This window comes from Halorubrum sp. JWXQ-INN 858, from assembly GCF_009806985.1.
Classification (GTDB): Archaea; Halobacteriota; Halobacteria; order Halobacteriales; family Haloferacaceae; genus Halorubrum.
Map to the genome: position 1 here is coordinate 536,392 of NZ_WUAX01000016.1, position 14,514 is coordinate 550,905.

The window sequence follows — 14,514 nt, forward strand, 5'->3', positions numbered from 1 at the left end:
TCCATGCTCGTGGACATCGTTCCGGTCGGGGAGGTCTCCCCGCGCGTGAAACGGGAGGCTTCCGGCGCGTTGCGGTCGGTGTACGACTGCGACGTCACGGTCCACGACGACCAGCCGGTCCCCGAGACCGCCTACGACGAGGGGCGGGGACAGTACCGCGCCGAGGAGCTGATCGAGACGGTCAGCCGGGTCGGCACCGGCGAGAAGAACATCGGGATCACGCCCCGGGACCTCTACTACCGGCGGCGCAACTACGTGTTCGGGCTCGCGTACCTCAACGGCAACGGCTCCGTCATCTCCACGCATCGCCTCCAGACCTCCTCTGACGGCGGTATCTCGACGAAGCCCGCCGCCGACGTCTTCGCGGACCGCGTCCGCAAGGAGGTGGTCCACGAGATCGGCCACACCCTCGGACTGGAACACTGTGACAACTCCAAATGCGTGATGTCCTTCTCCCCGACCGTCCGCGAGGTCGACGTCAAAGAGGAGAACCTCTGTGGCTCCTGCTCCCGACTGGTCCGCTGACCCGCCGTTTCGACCGCCGGTAGACGTAAACCCCGGCCGGTCCATACCCCATCTATGGCCGCGAAGCCGGAGTACCGCGACCGTCCCGACGTCGAGGTCGCCCTGCTCGACGCGCTCGTCGACCGCGGGGGCGAGGGGATGACCGTCCTGGAGCTCCGAGCGGTCGTCGACGCCGACATCGACGCGATAGAGGAGGCGCTCTCCGCGCTGAAGGCGGACTCGCTGATCACGGTTGAGAGCGACGACCGGGTCCGCGTCTACCCACACGACCGGGTCGTCCCCGACCCGGAGGCCGACGGGGGACGAACCGACCGGGGGATCGTCGACGTCCTCCGGGAGCGGCTCGGGCTCTGAGGGCCCGAAGCCGGCCGGGTCCGCTTTCAGCGTCCTTTTGACGCTGCCGCCACTCCGTACGGGCATGACTCTCGTTTCCGACGCCCACAGCGACCACGGCGCGACGTACCGCGACCGCGGCGGTCGCGAGGTCGTCGACCACTACGGCAAGCCCGAGCGCGTGGGGAAGGCCGTCCGGAAGGTCGTCGGCGCGATCGAGATGGGGTACGGGATCCTCGCCGTCACCGGCGACGACCGCGTCGAGTTCGTCGACAACGCCGTCTCCAATCGCGTCCCAACGACGGACGGACAGGGCGTGTACGCGCTGCTGCTCGACCCGCAGGGCGGGATCGAGACGGACATGTACGTGTACAACGCCGGGGAGCGCCTGCTCGTCTTCCTCCCGCCCGAGCGGGCCGAACCCGTGCTGGACGACTGGTCGAGCAAGGTGTTCATCCAGGACGTCGAGCTCCGCGACGCCTCCGCGGAGTTCGGGGTCTTCGGCGTCCACGGCCCGATGTCGACCGAGAAGGTGGCCTCCGTGCTCAACGGCGCGGGCGCGCCCGAGGAGCCGCTCTCGTTCGTCCGTGGCACGATGGTCGACGCCGGCGTCACGGTGATCGCGAGCGACAGCCCGCTGGGCGAGGAGGGGTACGAGGTGGTGTGTGCGGCCGCGGACGCCCCCGACCTGTTCGACACGCTGCTCAACCGCGGGCTCAACGCCGCCCCGTTCGGCTACCGGACGTGGGACGCGCTGACCGCGGAGGCCGGCACCCCGCTGTTCGAGTACGAACTCCGGGGGACCGTCCCGAACGTCCTCGGGATCCGCAACGCCCTGGACTTCGAGAAGGGCTGTTACGTCGGACAGGAGGTCGTCTCCCGCGTCGAGAACCGGGGCCGGCCGAGCCGCCGGCTCGTCGGGCTCCGCCTCGACGGGCTGGTCGACGCGATCGCGGGCGTCGACGGCGACGCCGACCCCGATGCGTCCGACGAGCGGCTCCCGGACCGCGGGGCCGCGGTGTTCGACGGCGACGAGGCGGTCGGCGAGGTGACCCGCGCAGTCGTCGCCCCCACGAGCGGCGATCCGATCGCGCTCGCGCTCGTCGGGTTCGACACCGTGGCGGGCGACGTGACGGTCCGGGTCGACGGCGCGGAGACGGCGGCCACGGTCGCGGACCTCCCGTTCGTCGACGGGAGCGCCCGGTCGCGTCGGCTACCGACGTACCCGGACGCCTGAGCGCGGGGTTCGCCCGGCGACCGCGACGGCGACGACGACCGTAACCGCGACAGCGACGGCCACGGCGGTCGCCCGTCAGTCCCCGTCGCAGGTGCCGTCGAGGCACCGCCGCCCGGTCGCGGTCTCGAACACCGGGAGCCCGCAGCCGCATTCATCGACGACGACGCCGTGCGGGACGGAGAACGTCGTCTCACAGTCGGGGTACTGCTCACAGCCGAGGAAGACGCGGCCGGGCGCGGACTCGACGGTGAGGTCGCCGTCGCAGTCCGGACACGACCAGACCCGGTCGAACCGGTCGCGGACCGCCGCGACGAGCGGGTCACAGCCGGGGTCGACACAGAGGTGGAACGGCTCGCCGCGCTCGACGCGAACCTTCGGGAGCCCGCAGTCCGCACACGTCGTGTCGGTGACGCTCGCGCCCGCCGGCAGCCCCCACCGCTCCTCGCAGTCGAGACAGACCACGTCGCCCCGCGAGCGGACGAGCGACCCGCCGTCCTCCGGGCAGGTCCCCACCGGGACGCCCGCCTCGGTCACGGGGAGGCCGCGGCTGGCGGTGGCCGCCTCGGCGACGACGCGAAGGCGGCGTTCGCCCGTCCGCGCGGTGACCGAGAAGCCCGCACCGTCACCCTCGACGACGACCGAGTCCGGGCGGGTGAGCCACGCGACCGGTTGATAGCCGTCGGCGTCGTGGACGAGCGTGGTGTTGTCGGGCTTTATCAGGACGACGACGCGGCCACGGTGGGTTCGCGTGCGGTCGCCGCGTTCGGTCACCCGACAGTCGCCGGCAAGGACGCGAAGGCGCTCTGGCATACGACGGGGTGGAGCCGTTTTCGGGTTTAACGAGTCGGTGGGGCGTCCTCCCGGACTGAGAACCATGTCGCCCGTTTAACACGATGGTCGACGTGAAGGACGTATGGACGCGACCCGCGAAGGCGACCGATCGACGTCGGGGGACGCGAACGGGGAGACGTCGGTTCGTGTCGGCGTGTTGAGCTTCCACGAGAGCAAGGAGACGAAGGCGATCTGTAACGCGGTACGGGCATTAGGACACGATCCCGTCTGGCTCCACGAGGGGAACACTCGCAGTTGGCTGGACGGGGGGACTCCGCGCTTCGAGCCGGCGGTCGACGTCGTCGCGAACCGGCTGTTGGCGACGAAGGCGTTGCGGCCGCTCGACGACCTCGGCGTGGCGACGAGCTACGCCGCCGTGTGCCCCGTGTTGAACCCGGTCGACGCCGTGATCCGAGCCATGCACAAGTACGGTGCCGCCGCCACGCTCGCCGCGGCGGGGGTGTCGGTCCCGGACGCGTTCCTGGCGTTTACACACCAGGCGATCGCCGACCGCGACCACCTCGTCGACGGCCCGGTCGTTCACAAGCCGGCTATCGGAACGGGCGGCGATCGGATCGCCATCGTCGGCGGCGACGGTCCGGTATCGCCGCGCGTCGCTCGACGGCTGACGTTCCTGCAAGCGTTCCTCGACTCCGGGACGGATCGACCGTTCGACGTCCGCGTGTACGTCGTCGACGACGAAGTCGTCGGGGCGATGAAGCGCTACGCACCGGCCGACGAGTGGCGGACCAACGTCGCGCTCGGCGGCACGGTCGAGGACTTCACCGCGGAGCTCCCGTCGGAGGCCGCACAGCTCTCGAGGCGAGCGACGGACGTCCTCGGCCTCGATTACGCCGGCGTCGACCTCATGTGTCACGCCGGGACGTGGTACGTCCTCGAGGTGAACGTGACGGCCGGATTCAAGGGCCTCTTCGCGGCGACGGGGACCAGCCCCGCGCCGCACATCGCCGGGCTGGCGATCGAGCGAGCGGGCGGGCGGGTCGACGCCGAGCGCGTCGCGTCGCTCACGACGGAGCTCGACGACTCGATCCCGGAAGGCGCACCGGTGATCGGGTCCGACGCGAGCGCCAAGGGAACGGTCGGCTACACCGAGCGGGTCGCGGTCGGCGGCGAGGACCGGATCGAGGAGACGGTCGCGAAGTCCGACACCGGGGCCACCCGGACGAGCATCGACACCGAACTCGCCGCGCGGATCGGGGCGGGTCCGATCGTCGACACGGTCACCGTGCGGTCCGGCACGCGGACCGGCCGCCGGAAGCGACCGCTCGTCGAGATCGACCTCGAGCTCGCCGACCGCTGGGACCGGGTGACCGCGAGCGTCGAGGACCGGAGCCACCTGAACTACCCCGTGCTGCTCGGACGGGACGTTCTGCGTGGCCATCGAGTGGACATCGAACGCCGGGTGAGCGAGGAATGAGGCCGAACGATCGAGAACCGCGTCCGATCCGGCGGAGGTTCCGGAGGCTCCAGAGGCCCCGGAAGCCCCGGAGGTCCCGGAGGTCCCGATGAAACACGTCGAGTACGCGTACACGACCGGCATGGACGACGCCGAGATCGACGACCGCCTCCGAACCGCCGCATCGGGGGTGCTCGCGCTCTGTGACGACGGCGACGCCCACGCGGTACCGTTGGCACACTACTACGACGGGGAGCGGCTGTACTTCCGACTCGGAACCACCGAAGGGAGCAAGAAACGGGAGCTGTGGGAGCGAACCGGGACCGCGAGCTACGTCCTCCACGGCACGGAGCCGACCGACGATCCCCAGGAGATCGACTCGTGGAGCGTCGTCGTCACCGGCCGGCTCGTCGAGCTTCCCGAATCAGAGCGCGAGCGGTTCGACACCGCGGAGATCAACCGCCGGTTCTCCCCGATCCGCGTGTTCGGCGAGGCCATCGAGGAGATCGAGGTGTCGATCGTGGAACTCGAGATCGACACGGTCACCGGCCGAGTCACCTCGGACGGGGCACGGGGGGAGTGAGCGGAGGCGCGGTCACCGACGCTCCGGATCGTCACGCGGGATCACGCCACGTCGACGCTCCGGATCGTCACGCGGGATCACGCCACGTCGACGCTTCGGGTCGCCCGAACGGGCATCAGCGGGAGGTCGGGGAAGACGACCTCGACGACGAACGACAGCTCGTCGGCGGTCGGGGTGCCGAAGACGCCGACGGGGACCGTCGTCTCGCCGTCGAGGTACGCCGTCTCCGCGGTCATCTCCACGTCGTTGACGGTGACGCGGATCCCCACCCGCGCGCCGCCGCCGACGTTCCGGACGGCCACCTCCCGGAGGTCGTTCTCGCCGACCGCGATGGAGCCGGGGAACGACCCCCACTCGACCTCGATCCGGGGCTGGTCGCCAGCGGCCGACACGACGCGGTCGGCGACGGAGTCGCTCATGCCGGCGTTCGAGAGGACGTCGGGGCCGGCGTCGACGACCGCGCCCGGGGAGCCGAGCCCCGCGTCCGCGAGCCGCTCGGCGCGGCCCGCGCCGACGCCGTCGATCGCGGTGAGCGCGACCGCGTCGCGGCCGACGCCGTGTTCGACCCGCGCCTCGACCCGGCGGGCGAGGTTGGCCGCGCGGGGGCCGGCGAACCGGTCGAGGAACTCACACAGCGCCGCGAGCAGCCGGAGGGCGTTCTGCCGGATCACCCACGCGTCCGAGCGGAGGTCCGAGGGCATGGAGTCGGCCATCCCCGCGAGCAGGATGGCGAACACCTTCCGGTGGCCGTCCTCCAGGCTCGTCTCGTGGCCGTCGAGGATCCGGTCGACGGCGTCCGCCTCCGCGGAGCGCGCGGAGACGGAGTCGAACTCGCCCGCGCTCGCGACCGTCTCGAGGATCGCGTCGACCGTGAGCCGCTCGCGGTCGGCGAGCGCGCGGAACCGCCGGGCGGTGTCGAGCCGCAGGTAGTACTTCGAGGCGAGCCGCCCGAGCGCCGAGGGCTCGATCGAGAGGTCCTCGTCGGCGGTGACGAAGCCGTCCTCGACGAGCGAGTCGAGGGTCCCGCGGAGGCGCTCGCGGACGTTCCCGAAGTCGTACTCCTCGGGCTTCGAGCGCGCGCGGACGTAGTAGAACGTCGTCTCGAGCCACGCCATCACGTCCTCCAGTCCGCGGATCGTGCCCATCGCGATCTCCGCGTTGAGGTGTGACTCGAGGTCCGCCGCGAGCCGCGACTCTATCTCCTTGCCGTCCCGCAGCAGGCGGCGGTACGTGTCGGCGTCGCCGCGGTCACAGACGACCCAGCCGTAGCCGACGTCGTCGTAGCCGGGGCGGCCCGCGCGCCCGACCATCTGGAGGACGTCGAGCGGCGAGATGTCCGTCTCCCCCTCCAGCGGGTCGTGGTACTTCGTGTCACGGATGACGACACAGCGCGCGGGGAGGTTCACGCCCCACGCGAGCGTCGACGTCGAGAAGAGGAGCTTGATCTTCCCCTCCTTGAACCACCGCTCGACGCGGTCGCGATCGCCTTTCCCGAGCCCGGCATGGTGGAAGCCGACGCCGTCGATCACGGACTGTCTGAGGGTGTCGTTCGTCAGCTCCGTCGCCTCGTTGTGGTAGTCGTAATCGCCGTGGGAGTCGATCGGAACCTCGCGCTCGGCGATCTCGTCGCGTGCCTTCTTCGCCGCCTGCACCGTGTCCTGCCGCGAGGAGACGAAGACGAGCGCCTGGCCGTCCTCGCGGATGTGCGGTTCGGCCAGGTCGATCGCGCGGTAGAGGCGGCGGTACTTGTCGGCGAAGGCGTTCGATCCGTGCGAGTACGTCTTCACGCCCGTCTCGAGGTCGACCGGGCGGTACTCGTCGCCGAACTGGTAGGTGGTCTCGGCGGGCGCGTCGAGCCAGTCGGCGACGTCGCCGACGTTCGGCATCGTCGCCGACAGCGCGACGACGCGGGGGTCCTGCAGCCGGCGGAGCCGCGAAACGGTCACCTCGAGGACGCCGCCGCGCCGATCGGAGTCGAGCAGGTGGACCTCGTCGATGACGACGCAGTCGACGTCGGTGATGAACGAGTAGCGCGCGGAGTCGTGTTTGCGCGTCGCGCTGTCTGCCTTCTCGGGGGTCGTCACGAGCACGTCCGCGCGCGCGGCGCGCCGGGGATTGAGGTCGCGCTCGCCGGAGACGACGTAAACCGAGTAGCCGAGGTCCTCGAACCGCTCCCACTCGCTTTCCTTCTCGTTGGTGAGCGCGCGCAGCGGCGCGATGAACAGCGCCGTGCCGCCCTCCGAGAGGGTCTTACAGATCGCCAGCTCGGCGAGGGCGGTCTTTCCGGAGGCGGTCGGCGCGGACGCGACGACGTTGTGATCCGTCCGCCAGATCCCGGGCAGCGCCTCGCGCTGCATCCGGTTGAACTCCTCGAACCCGAACGCGTCGGCGAACTCCGGCACCGCCTCCGCCACCTTCACGAGGGGTCACCTCGGGGACTGGCTCGCATTACTCTGAGTCCGGGGCCTCACGGCCAAAGGCGTTTCTCATGCGGCCGGAAACGACTTCGATCGAGCCCAGTCCGACCCCCGTCCGGCCCGCGTTCGAGCCCTGTGCGGCCCTCGTTCGAGCCCCGCCCGAGCCGTCATGCGGGCACGTCCCCGCCGGGCGGCTCACGCGTACGCGTCGTACTCCTCGCCGAACAGCGCGAAATACGCGACCCCGACGACCCCGATCGCGCTCGCGAGGCCGAACGCGACCGTCGGGCTCCCCGGGACCGAGACCCCGGTGCCGGGGACGGCGAAGCCGCCGTAGATCAGCCCGCCGATCGCCGCGCTCGGAATGACGATCGTGTTGCGCACGAGGTAGTAGGACCCGGCGACGCGTCCGCCCGTGTCGCGCTCCGCGGGGCCGACGATGAGCGCCTTATGCGCCGGGAGCCCGGCGAACCGGAGCCCGGAGAACGCGAAGAGCGCCACGACGATCGGAGCCGTCAGCGCCGTATCGGCCGGGACGCTGATGAGCAGCGCCGGGAAGACGGCGTACACGAGGAAGCCGAGCCCGACCACCGGCTTGAGCCCGACGCGCTCGGCGAGCCGCGCGGCGGGCGGCATGGTGATCAGCGCGATCACCATCTCGACGGCGAGGAGGACGCCGAAGAACACCGCCGGCGACAGCGACACCGGGCCGACGTCGAGACCGACCCCGAGGAACCGGACGATCACGATCACGAAGAAGACGTACACCATCCCGTTGGCGAACCGGACGAGCGTGTCGGCCACGAGCAGCGGGCGCAGCTCCGACGGCAGCCCGCGGAGATCGGCGACGACCTCGCCGACGCCCGCGAACTCCTTCCCGAAGGTGTCCTCGCTCGCGTCGTAGAGGACGTGTTGGGCCGCGGTGGCGACGACGCCGAACAGCAGCGCGACCGCGAGCACGTACTGGAACCCGACCGCGAAGTCCGCGAACAGGTGGAGGACGCCCGCCGCGATCAGGGGACCGAAGAGGAACGCGGTCCGGCGGAACACCTCCGTGCTCGCGAACCCGCGCGCGAGGCGGCCGGGCGGGACGGACTGTTTGACGATCGCGAACGTCGCCCCGAGCCCGAACGACTTCCACGCCTGCGCGAAGAAGAGTCCGACGAAGATCCAGATCCACGGCTCGAGGACGACCCCCGCGACCGTCACCGTCCCGAGTGCCGGCGCGACGAGCCACACCACAAAGCCCAGCGTCGACGTCAGCCCGAACAGCGTGAGCGCGACCCGCGAACCGATCCGGTCGGAGAGCCGACCGCCGGGATACGGGTACACCGCGCCGATGACGTTGCCGACGGTGCCGAACAGCCCGATGACGAGCGCGCTCGCGCCGAGCGCCGCCATGTACTCCGGGACGTACCGGGTCGTCATCTGGAAGCCCAGACTGAACGCGAACATCGCCACCGACAGCACCAACACGTCCCGCTGGAGCGAGAAGAACTGCCGGAACGGGTCGAGGAGGTCGACCTCGTCGTCCGCCCGCTCCGCCCCCCCAGAGTCGGCGTCGCCTCCGTCCATACGAGACCACACCGCGAACAGCCCCTTGAACGCTCCGGCGACGGGTTCGGGAGGGACGGTATCGCTCCGCGGGGAAACACACACTACAGGCGTTCAAAAGGCCGGTTTCGGCGGATGAACCGGTCGGGATGGCCGACCCGGACATTAATTTCGTTTCGTTGATCGTTAGAACAGACGCGATCTACCAGTTCTCATAAGAGTTCATCTTAATCTCACGCGATATCGGATGTAATATGCACGAAAGTGTTGCAGACTACGTGGCAGAGCACCCGAAGATGGCCGGCGTCCTGTTCGCGGCGCTGTTGATGCTGTCGCAGGCGGCCCCCGCGGCGGCGAACATGGCGGTCTCGAACCCCGGCCCCTAATCCAGAGAGAGTTCGTCGGTCCAGGCCAGATCGCCGTCGACGAAGATCGGCACCGTCTCCAAGTTAAGGAAGTCGAGAAACTCCGACCGAGGCACGCCCTCGACACGCATTTCTGCAGGAACGTAGTAGTTCGTATCCGTAGACGACAGGTTCAGATACGTCATCGTTCCGATCCCGTAGGGGCCGTTGGGAAACGCGTCTGCGATGACGTCCCAGCGATCCTCGTCCGCCCGCTTCGAGTCGATGACTAACGCGACGCCGCTGCGGTTCTGACAGATCGTCGTCCCCCCGTCGCCGACGACGATGTACTGATTGCCGGTGATCAGCTCCCGCTGGGCGACGTGGAGCGCGGTACGGAGGTTGAAGCCGCTGTTCATCAGTCGGGCGATGATCCGACCGAGCCGGGTCGCCGGCGAGTTCGGGACGTCGGTGAGCGTCACGATCCCGCCGCGGCTCCCCCGGTCGATCAGCGCCGCCCCCTGCTCGTACGACTGACACGCGTTCAGCAGGAAGGCGTCGACGCCGACGTCGAACGTCCCCTCCCGCAGGTCGAGGAACCCGTCGGGACACTGCATCCCGCGCTCGTCGACGTGGCCGATGTAGTGGAGGAAGTCGACGTCGGCACCGAGCGTCGTCCGCAGCTCCTCGCGCGTGAGGTCGTACCGGACCTCGATGTCGAACTGGACGATGTCGCGCAGCCCGTATAACTCGGCGACGTCGCCCTCCTCGCGCATCAACTCGTCGTTACAGACGACGAGCACCGAGATGCGCGACTGCTCGACGGGACCGACCTCCAGCCGGCTGCGATACGCGTCCAGCGTCGCCTTGTTCGCACCGAGCGGGACGCCGTCACCGACCCACGCGTGCTCGACCGTCTCCACCGGCTCCGGCCTGACGAAGTCCGCGTCGTCCGGGATGAACCCGTGAACCCCCCGGCGGGCCGCCCCGCGAGCGAGGCCTGCCCCCTCGGCGGCGGACGCCTCGAGCCCCGTCCCGCCCCGGAAGAACTCCCCGGCTCCGGGCTCCGGCGCGCGCAGGAAGCCGGCCGTCCGCTCCCCGTCGCTCTCGCCCGGTCGGCGAACCGTCTCCGGCGATCGCACGAGCGAGAGCTCGCCGGCGATAAAGGGGAGCATCTCGACGTTCTCGGCGGCCGGCCGGACGTCCGTCGTCAGGGTCCACTGCGGGAGCTCCGGCTCGACGCGCTCGAACGGCACCGCGGCGTGCTCGCCGAGCCGCTCCGCGAGCGGGGCGTCGTACAGCGCCGCCCAGTCGAGGTCGAGGTCCGTCGCCGCTCGCTCGTGGAGGTCGATCGGATAGAACCCCTCCGTGCGCGTGATACAGTCGAGGTGGAACGAGCGCCGGAGCAGCTCGGCCGCCCGCCGCTCGAGGTCGGGCTCCAGGGAGTGTGACCACCCGTCGCCCGTGATCCGCGGGTGCTCGCCCGGGACGACCTCGGCCGCGAAGTAGTACGCCAAGGGGACGACCGGATACAGGGAGCGGTACTCGGGCGGGACGACGATCCGCACCCCGCTGTCCGGCGGCGTCACGTGTTCGGGCACGGAGAGCTCGTCGGCGGGTTCGAGCAGGGGCGGATGGCCGCGCAGCGTCGGGAACGACCGCTCGGGGCTCGTCGTCTGGAGCGCCGACCCGAAAAGCGACACCGCCCGCATCAGCGACTCCGGGTCCGTCGGGGTGCCGATCGTCCCCGCCGGCACCTGGTGTAACGAGCGGAAGCCGAGCGAGACGGACCGGGGCCCGTCGAACTCGATCCGGGTCGTCCGGTCCGTCGTCGTGACGGAGAACGCCGATCGGAACGAGGCGTACAGCTTGGTCGGGGCGGGGTCGATACCGACGCGGTACTCGCCGGTCGGCAGCGAGTAGTCGTCGCCGCGGGTGACGAGCGTCCCGTCGCCCGAGCGCGCCTCGACGGCCGCGAGTCGGGGGATCTCGATGACGCCCGTCTCGACGGAGACGCTCGCGCCGACCGGGAAGTAGTGGGCGTCAGCGTCGTCGGGCGTCGGATCGACCGGTCGGTCCGTGTACAGCACGAACTGCGTGTGTTCGATGTGGTCCGTGACGGTGAGCCCGTCGTGCGCCTCCGACGGGACGATCTCGATGCTCATGGCGGACGACGGGGGGTCCGAGGCGGATCGGACGTCTCTCCCGACACGCCGCGACCGCCGCGATGTCGACCGCCAGTTCGGCGAACCCGGCGATAAAGCTTGTGTCGTGCGACTGCCCCAAACCAGGTCGAGCGCCCCAAACCAGGTCGAGCGCCTCAAACCGGGTCGACTGCCCCGGACCGAACCGATAAAGGGGCCGACGACCGAGGGTTGAGCAATGATCACGCTGGGAACGGCGAGCGCGGAGCCGGGCGAAACCGATATCGGGCGACTGGAGGTCGGAGAAACGCGAGACGGGAGCCCCGTCCGGCTGCCCGTCGCCGTCATCAACGGCGCGGACGACGGGGAAACGCTGTACATGCAGGCGGTAAGCGACGGCGACGAGCTCAACGGGTTGGGCGTGATCAACCGCGTCGTCCCGCGGATCGACCCGGCCGAGCTGTCGGGGGCGGTCCTCGTCGTCGGCATCGTGAACTACTTCGGCTTCCAGGTCGCGGAACACCGGAACCCGATCGACGACCGGAAGATGAATCGCGGCTACCCCGGCGACGAGGAGGGGACGACGAGCGAGCGGATCGCCCACGCGACGTTCCAAGCCGCGAAGCGCGCGGACCTCGTCCTCGACCTCCATCAGGGGTCGACGAGCCGGATGATAAACGAGACGCGGGTCCGCTGTGGCACCCGCCACCGGCTCCACGGCGACTGCCTCCGGCTGGCGAAGGTGTTCGGCTGCGGGCACGTCCTCGACGTGAAGGGGCCGGACGGCCAGCTCGCGCGCGCCGGCCCGGACGAGGGGATCCCCACGATCGACCCCGAGCTCGGCGGCTGTGTCGGGTGGGACGAGGAGTCGATCCGGTACGGCGTCGAGGGCGTCTTCAACGTGCTCCGCTACTACGGGTTCCTCGACGGCGACGTCTCGATCGAGCCGCAGACGCGGGCCCGTGGGTTCGACCAGTACGGGTCGCCCGCTGGCGGCCTCGTCCGGTTCGAGGCGGAACTCGGCGACCGGGTGTCGGCCGGCGACCCGCTGTTCGAGGTGACCGACACGTTCGGCGAGCTGAAGGGACGCGTGACCGCCGACAGCGACGGGGTGTTCTGGCGGACGAGACGGCTCCCGCAGGTCGCGGCCGGCGAGTACGTCTGCTCGGTGGGCACCGAGGTGGACTCGTACTGATGCTTGGCGACGCTCGCGACGACGGTCCGGGCGGCACCGGAAACGGACCGCGTCGCCTCCGCTGTCCCGACTGCGGGGCGGAGACCCCCGATCGCTGGCGATGTCGCTGCGGCTCGCCGCTCCGCTTCGTCGACCCGCCGGTCCCGGACGCACCGCCGCCGGAGCCCGACGCCGTCGACACGCGGGACGGGCTCTGGACGTTCGATGGGTTCCTCGCGGTCGGCGACGACCTCGCCGACAGGGTGACGCTCGGCGAGGGGATGACCCCGCTCGTCGACGCGGACGGCTGGGACGCGGCGTTCAAACTCGAGTACGTCTTCCCGACCGGGTCGTTCAAGGACCGCGGCGCGACGACGACGCTGACGCGTGCCGCCGAGCTCGGCGTCGAGCGCGTCGTCGAAGACTCCTCGGGCAACGCCGGGGCCGCGATCGCGACGTACGCCGCCCGCGCGGGGATCGACGCGGAGATCTACGTCCCGGCGGACGTCAAGGAGGCCAAGATCCGGGCGATCCGTCGCGCCGGCGCGACGCCGGTCCGGATCCCCGGCGACCGGGGCGACGTGACCGACGCGTGCGTGGCGGCGCTCGGGGCGAACGGGGACGGAAGCGGCGGCGATACATCCCCCGCGTGGTACGCGAGCCACGCCTGGAACCCGGCGTTCTTCGAGGGGACCGCGACGTTCGCCTACGAGGTGGCCCTCCAGCGCGACTGGGAAGCGCCCGACGCGGTGGTGACGCCGGTCGGTCACGGCACCCTCTTTTTGGGGGCGTACTGGGGGTTCCAACGCCTGCTGCGGGCCGGCTGGATCGACCGGCTCCCGCGGCTGCTCGGCGCGCAGGCGGCCGGTATCGCGCCGGTCGTCCGTGACCACCGCGGCCCCGAGGCGGCCGACCCCGACGGCGAGCGCAACGACGCCGCCGACGGGATCCGGATCGCGGAGCCGGTCCAGATCGACCGGATCCGCGAGGCGATCGCGGCGACCGATGGCGACGCGATCGCGGTGACCGAAGCCGAGCTCGACCGCGAGCTCGACCGGCTCCACGCCGCCGGCTTCTACACCGAGCCGACGTGTGCCGTCGCGCCCGCGGCGCTGTCCACGTACCGCGATCGCGGCGTCATCGGCCCGGACGACGACGTCGTCGTCCCGCTGACCGGGAGCGGACTGAAAACGTAGCGCGGGCTGAACGCGTCACGCGCGGGTGTCGGGGCGGCCGGCCGCGGTTTCAAGTCGTTGCGCGCCGAACCGTGGCCCGCATGACTCGACGAGACCCCTTCCGAGAGATAGAGCAGCTGTTCGACCGCATGGGTCGTGAGTTCGAGGAGCTCGGCGGCGACATCGAGGCGTCCGTCTCCGCGGACGTCAGCGTCGACGTCGCCGAGGACGACGAGCACGTGATCGTCACCGCGGACCTCCCCGGCTACGATCGCGAGGACATCAACGTGGAGCTCCAGGACGAGAGCCTGACGATCGCGGCGACACACGAGACCGAGGACGTCGAGGAGGAGACCGACGACGGGCTCCGCTATCACCACCGCGAGCGTCGCCGCCGCGCCGTGTCGCGACGGCTCCCGCTTCCCGCCGCCGTCGAGCGCGAGGACGCGTCCGCGACGTACAACAACGGCGTGCTCACCGTTACGCTCCCGAAGCGGGCGGCGGGCGAGTCCGGCGGCCACAGCATCGACGTCAACTGACCGGTCTGGAGGGGGGTATTTATAAAGAGCGGCGAGCGATGCGGCCGAACGCATCCCTCCGCGATCCTCCCCATCCCCGCGGAGTCCGGAGCGCCGCCAACACCGGTACGGATGAGCCGTCCAACACCGGTACGGATGAGCCGTCCAACGCCGGTACGGATGAGCCGTCCAACGCCGGTTCGGATCGTGCGACGACGACGCGGATCCGCGTGCTAGCAACCGTGTATCTGGCTTTAATATC

13 protein-coding genes are annotated in these 14,514 nt (G+C 70.5%); 9 read left to right on the forward strand and 4 right to left on the reverse strand.

Annotated elements, in window-relative coordinates; translation table 11 throughout:
* The first annotated feature begins 3 nt into the window (after nucleotides 1–3).
* The 3 genes from GRS48_RS14515 to GRS48_RS14525 all read left to right on the forward strand — a co-directional run bounded on the left by GRS48_RS14515 (nucleotide 4) and on the right by GRS48_RS14525 (nucleotide 2,095).
* Nucleotides 4–525, forward strand: a complete 522-nt coding sequence (locus GRS48_RS14515) for an archaemetzincin family Zn-dependent metalloprotease (RefSeq protein ID WP_159488000.1) — start codon at nucleotides 4–6, stop codon at nucleotides 523–525.
* Nucleotides 526–579: 54 nt separating this feature from the next.
* The gene (locus GRS48_RS14520; RefSeq protein WP_159487788.1) at nucleotides 580–879 is read left to right on the forward strand and encodes a DUF6432 family protein; all 300 of its coding nucleotides are present in this window, start codon (nucleotides 580–582) and stop codon (nucleotides 877–879) included.
* Between the two features lie 64 nt (nucleotides 880–943).
* Nucleotides 944–2,095, forward strand: a complete 1,152-nt coding sequence (locus tag GRS48_RS14525) for an aminomethyltransferase family protein (RefSeq protein WP_159487790.1) — start codon at nucleotides 944–946, stop codon at nucleotides 2,093–2,095.
* A 75-nt stretch (nucleotides 2,096–2,170) separates the two neighbouring features.
* Here GRS48_RS14525 and GRS48_RS14530 read toward each other — a convergent pair whose 3' ends face one another.
* Entirely contained in the window at nucleotides 2,171–2,905 is a 735-nt protein-coding gene (locus GRS48_RS14530; protein WP_159487792.1) for a topoisomerase DNA-binding C4 zinc finger domain-containing protein, read from the reverse strand.
* A 103-nt stretch (nucleotides 2,906–3,008) separates the two neighbouring features.
* Here GRS48_RS14530 and GRS48_RS14535 point away from each other — a divergent pair, with 103 nt between their 5' ends.
* Together GRS48_RS14535 and GRS48_RS14540 are read left to right on the forward strand one after the other, a co-directional pair.
* Nucleotides 3,009–4,364 (forward strand): RimK/LysX family protein, encoded by a 1,356-nt coding sequence (locus GRS48_RS14535; protein WP_159487794.1) that lies wholly within the window; start codon nucleotides 3,009–3,011, stop codon nucleotides 4,362–4,364.
* 88 nt (nucleotides 4,365–4,452) lie between these two features.
* Entirely contained in the window at nucleotides 4,453–4,926 is a 474-nt protein-coding gene (locus GRS48_RS14540) for a pyridoxamine 5'-phosphate oxidase family protein (protein ID WP_159487796.1), read from the forward strand.
* A 77-nt stretch (nucleotides 4,927–5,003) separates the two neighbouring features.
* Here the strand turns inward: GRS48_RS14540 and GRS48_RS14545 are convergent, their stop codons facing one another.
* Nucleotides 5,004–7,346: a DEAD/DEAH box helicase gene (locus GRS48_RS14545; RefSeq protein WP_321168478.1), complete on the reverse strand. Its 2,343-nt coding sequence runs from the start codon at nucleotides 7,344–7,346 to the stop codon at nucleotides 5,004–5,006.
* Nucleotides 7,347–7,538: 192 nt separating this feature from the next.
* Nucleotides 7,539–8,918: an MFS transporter gene (locus tag GRS48_RS14550; RefSeq protein WP_159487798.1), complete on the reverse strand. Its 1,380-nt coding sequence runs from the start codon at nucleotides 8,916–8,918 to the stop codon at nucleotides 7,539–7,541.
* Between the two features lie 233 nt (nucleotides 8,919–9,151).
* Here GRS48_RS14550 and GRS48_RS15360 point away from each other — a divergent pair, with 233 nt between their 5' ends.
* Complete coding sequence (locus tag GRS48_RS15360) at nucleotides 9,152–9,283, forward strand: hypothetical protein (protein WP_255473153.1); 132 nt, start codon at nucleotides 9,152–9,154, stop codon at nucleotides 9,281–9,283.
* Here GRS48_RS15360 and GRS48_RS14555 read toward each other — a convergent pair.
* A complete protein-coding gene (locus tag GRS48_RS14555; protein WP_159487800.1) occupies nucleotides 9,280–11,406 on the reverse strand; it encodes a caspase family protein in 2,127 nt (708 codons plus the stop codon). The two genes, GRS48_RS15360 and GRS48_RS14555, sit on opposite strands and share 4 nt — an antisense overlap.
* Nucleotides 11,407–11,623: 217 nt before the next feature.
* Between GRS48_RS14555 and GRS48_RS14560 the strand changes: the two genes are divergently transcribed.
* The 3 genes from GRS48_RS14560 to hsp14 all read left to right on the forward strand — a co-directional run bounded on the left by GRS48_RS14560 (nucleotide 11,624) and on the right by hsp14 (nucleotide 14,273).
* Nucleotides 11,624–12,580 (forward strand): succinylglutamate desuccinylase/aspartoacylase family protein, encoded by a 957-nt coding sequence (locus GRS48_RS14560; RefSeq protein ID WP_159487802.1) that lies wholly within the window; start codon nucleotides 11,624–11,626, stop codon nucleotides 12,578–12,580.
* On the forward strand, nucleotides 12,580–13,755 hold the full coding sequence (locus tag GRS48_RS14565; RefSeq protein ID WP_159487804.1) for a pyridoxal-phosphate dependent enzyme: 1,176 nt from the start codon (nucleotides 12,580–12,582) through the stop codon (nucleotides 13,753–13,755). Before GRS48_RS14560 ends, GRS48_RS14565 begins: the two co-directional genes overlap by 1 nt.
* Nucleotides 13,756–13,835: 80 nt before the next feature.
* Nucleotides 13,836–14,273, forward strand: a complete 438-nt coding sequence (gene hsp14, locus GRS48_RS14570; RefSeq protein WP_159487806.1) for an archaeal heat shock protein Hsp14 — start codon at nucleotides 13,836–13,838, stop codon at nucleotides 14,271–14,273.
* Nucleotides 14,274–14,514: the final 241 nt, after the last annotated feature.

Bases quoted from the DNA above. Each gene is read 5' to 3' on its own strand.
- GRS48_RS14515 (WP_159488000.1), top strand. From the start codon at position 4: ATGCTCGTGGACATCGTTCCGGTCGGGGAGGTCTCCCCGCGCGTGAAA.
- GRS48_RS14520 (WP_159487788.1), top strand. From the start codon at position 580: ATGGCCGCGAAGCCGGAGTACCGCGACCGTCCCGACGTCGAGGTCGCC.
- GRS48_RS14525 (WP_159487790.1), top strand. From the start codon at position 944: ATGACTCTCGTTTCCGACGCCCACAGCGACCACGGCGCGACGTACCGC.
- GRS48_RS14530 (WP_159487792.1), bottom strand. From the start codon at position 2,905: ATGCCAGAGCGCCTTCGCGTCCTTGCCGGCGACTGTCGGGTGACCGAA.
- GRS48_RS14535 (WP_159487794.1), top strand. From the start codon at position 3,009: ATGGACGCGACCCGCGAAGGCGACCGATCGACGTCGGGGGACGCGAAC.
- GRS48_RS14540 (WP_159487796.1), top strand. From the start codon at position 4,453: ATGAAACACGTCGAGTACGCGTACACGACCGGCATGGACGACGCCGAG.
- GRS48_RS14550 (WP_159487798.1), bottom strand. From the start codon at position 8,918: ATGGACGGAGGCGACGCCGACTCTGGGGGGGCGGAGCGGGCGGACGAC.
- GRS48_RS15360 (WP_255473153.1), top strand. From the start codon at position 9,152: ATGCACGAAAGTGTTGCAGACTACGTGGCAGAGCACCCGAAGATGGCC.
- GRS48_RS14555 (WP_159487800.1), bottom strand. From the start codon at position 11,406: ATGAGCATCGAGATCGTCCCGTCGGAGGCGCACGACGGGCTCACCGTC.
- GRS48_RS14560 (WP_159487802.1), top strand. From the start codon at position 11,624: ATGATCACGCTGGGAACGGCGAGCGCGGAGCCGGGCGAAACCGATATC.
- GRS48_RS14565 (WP_159487804.1), top strand. From the start codon at position 12,580: ATGCTTGGCGACGCTCGCGACGACGGTCCGGGCGGCACCGGAAACGGA.
- hsp14 (WP_159487806.1), top strand. From the start codon at position 13,836: ATGACTCGACGAGACCCCTTCCGAGAGATAGAGCAGCTGTTCGACCGC.